The sequence below is a fragment of the Sandarakinorhabdus sp. genome (assembly GCF_041689835.1).
Taxonomy (GTDB): Bacteria; Pseudomonadota; Alphaproteobacteria; order Sphingomonadales; family Sphingomonadaceae; genus Sandarakinorhabdus.
Window position 1 is genome coordinate 1 of sequence record NZ_JBDNFM010000258.1, and the last position, 2,170, is coordinate 2,170.

General features: G+C 62.4%; 2 protein-coding genes. Both read left to right on the forward strand.

What is annotated here, in order from left to right:
- A partial coding sequence (locus ACESL8_RS13055; RefSeq protein ID WP_372919546.1) for a 2-oxo acid dehydrogenase subunit E2 occupies nt 1-595 on the forward strand: 595 nt, incomplete at its 5' end.
- Nucleotides 596-606: 11 nt separating this feature from the next.
- On the forward strand, nt 607-2,004 hold the full coding sequence (gene lpdA, locus ACESL8_RS13060) for a dihydrolipoyl dehydrogenase (protein ID WP_372919548.1): 1,398 nt from the start codon (nt 607-609) through the stop codon (nt 2,002-2,004).
- The last annotated feature ends 166 nt before the right edge of the window (nt 2,005-2,170 follow it).

Consider the following 2,170-nt stretch of genomic DNA (forward strand, 5'->3'; position numbering starts at 1 on the left):
GGACATGAGCGCGGTGATCGAAGCCCGCGCGCGCTACAAGGACATGTTCGAAAAGAAGCACGGCATCCGGCTCGGCTTCATGTCGTTCTTTGCCAAAGCCGTGGTGCTGGCGCTGAAGGATGTGCCGTCGGTGGGCGCCGCGCTGGAAGGCGACGAGATCGTTTACAAGGATTATGCCGATCTTGGCGTCGCGGTGTCGTCGCCGGGCGGGCTGGTCGTGCCGATCCTGAAGAACGCCCAAGCCAAGAGCTTTGCCCAGATCGAGAAGGACATTGCCGATTTCGGTGATCGCGCCCGCAAAGGCACGCTCAAGATCGACGATCTGCAGGGCGGCAATTTCACCATTTCCAATGGCGGCGTGTTCGGCTCGCTGATGTCCACGCCCATCCTCAACCCGCCGCAATCGGGCGTGCTCGGCCTGCACCGGGTGGAGGATCGTGCCGTGGTGAGGGGCGGCCAGATCGTCATTCGCCCGATGATGTATCTGGCGCTGAGCTATGATCACCGCCTGATCGATGGCCGCGAAGCCGTAACCTTCCTCGTGCGCGTCAAGGAAGCCATCGAAGATCCGGCGCGTTTGCTGATTGATCTGTAAGGAGCCATTTCATGGCCAGTCCCGAATTTGATGTCGTTGTCATCGGCGGGGGCCCCGGCGGCTATGTCGCGGCGATCCGCGCGGCGCAGCATGGCCTGAAAGTGGCGTGCGTGGAAAAACGCGCCGCACTGGGGGGCACTTGCCTCAACGTTGGCTGCATCCCTTCCAAGGCGCTGCTCAACGGCAGCCATCTGTATGAGGAATTGGCCGGCGGGCATTTGGCCAAGTTTGGCGTGAAGGCCGACAACGTTTCCTTCGATCTTTCGGTGCTGTTGTCGGAAAAGGACAAGGCGGTGAAGGAGCTGACCGGCGGCGTCGAGATGCTGTTCAAGAAGAACAAGGTTGAATGGATCAAGGGCGCAGCCAGTTTCATCGACGCAAAATCAGTGATGGTGGGTGACCGCACCCTCACCGCAAAGAACTTCATCATCGCCACCGGTTCCGAAGTCGCCCTGCTGCCCGGCATGACGCCAGACGGGGAGGTGATCGTCACCTCCACCGAAGCGTTGAGCCTGCCCACGGTGCCGGGCCATCTGGTGGTGATCGGCGGCGGTTATATCGGCCTGGAAATGGGCAGCGTCTGGCGGCGTCTGGGCGCCAAGGTGACGGTGGTTGAATACGCCCCGCGCATCGTGCCGGCGATGGATATCGAAGTTGCAGATGCTTTTGCCAAAATCATGAAAAAGCAAGGTCTTGTGCTGAAAACCTCCACCAAGGTGACGGGTGTGGAACGAATGGGGCAGGGCGCGACCGTCACGGTTGAGCCGGCTGCCGGCGGCGCGGCCGAGAGCATCGAAGCCGATGTGGTGCTGCTGTCGATCGGGCGGCGGCCCAACACCGATGGCCTCAATCTGGCTGCAACCGGCCTGGCGGTGGACGCCAAGGGCCGCATTCCCATCGATCATCATTTCGCCACTGCCGTGCCCGGCATCTGGGCAATCGGTGACGTGGTGGAAGGCCCGATGCTGGCGCACAAGGCCGAAGACGAAGGCCTGGCCTGCGCCGACAATATTGCCGGGCTGGCTGGTTATGTGAACCACGCGGTGATCCCGGCGGTGGTGTACACCCACCCCGAGGTTGGCACGGTGGGCAAGACCGAAGAGGAATTGCAGGCCGAAGGTGTGGCGTACAAAACGGGCAAGTTCCTGTTTGCCGCCAACAGCCGCGCCAAGACCAACCGCGACACCGATGGCTTCGTGAAAGTGCTGGCGGATGCCAAGACCGACCGTGTGCTGGGCGTGCACATCATCGGCGCCATGGCCGGCACGATGATCGCGCAAGCCGCGCAGGCGATGGAGTTTGGCGCGTCGAGTGAGGATATCGCGCTGACGTGTCATGCGCATCCAACGCATTCGGAGGCGTTGAAGGAGGCGGCGATGGCCGTGACGGGGAAAGCGATCCATATGTGATGCCCGCAGATCGGGCACGGTTGGAACAGGATAGCTGTCTGCTGGTCAGCGCCGCCGTGACCACGCCGGCGCTCACGCGGCTCGCGGATCAGTTGGGTACGGTGAAGGCCGGCGCGCGGGTTTCCACCCGTAATGCGGCGCTGGATGAAGTGCTGGCGGCTTTGAC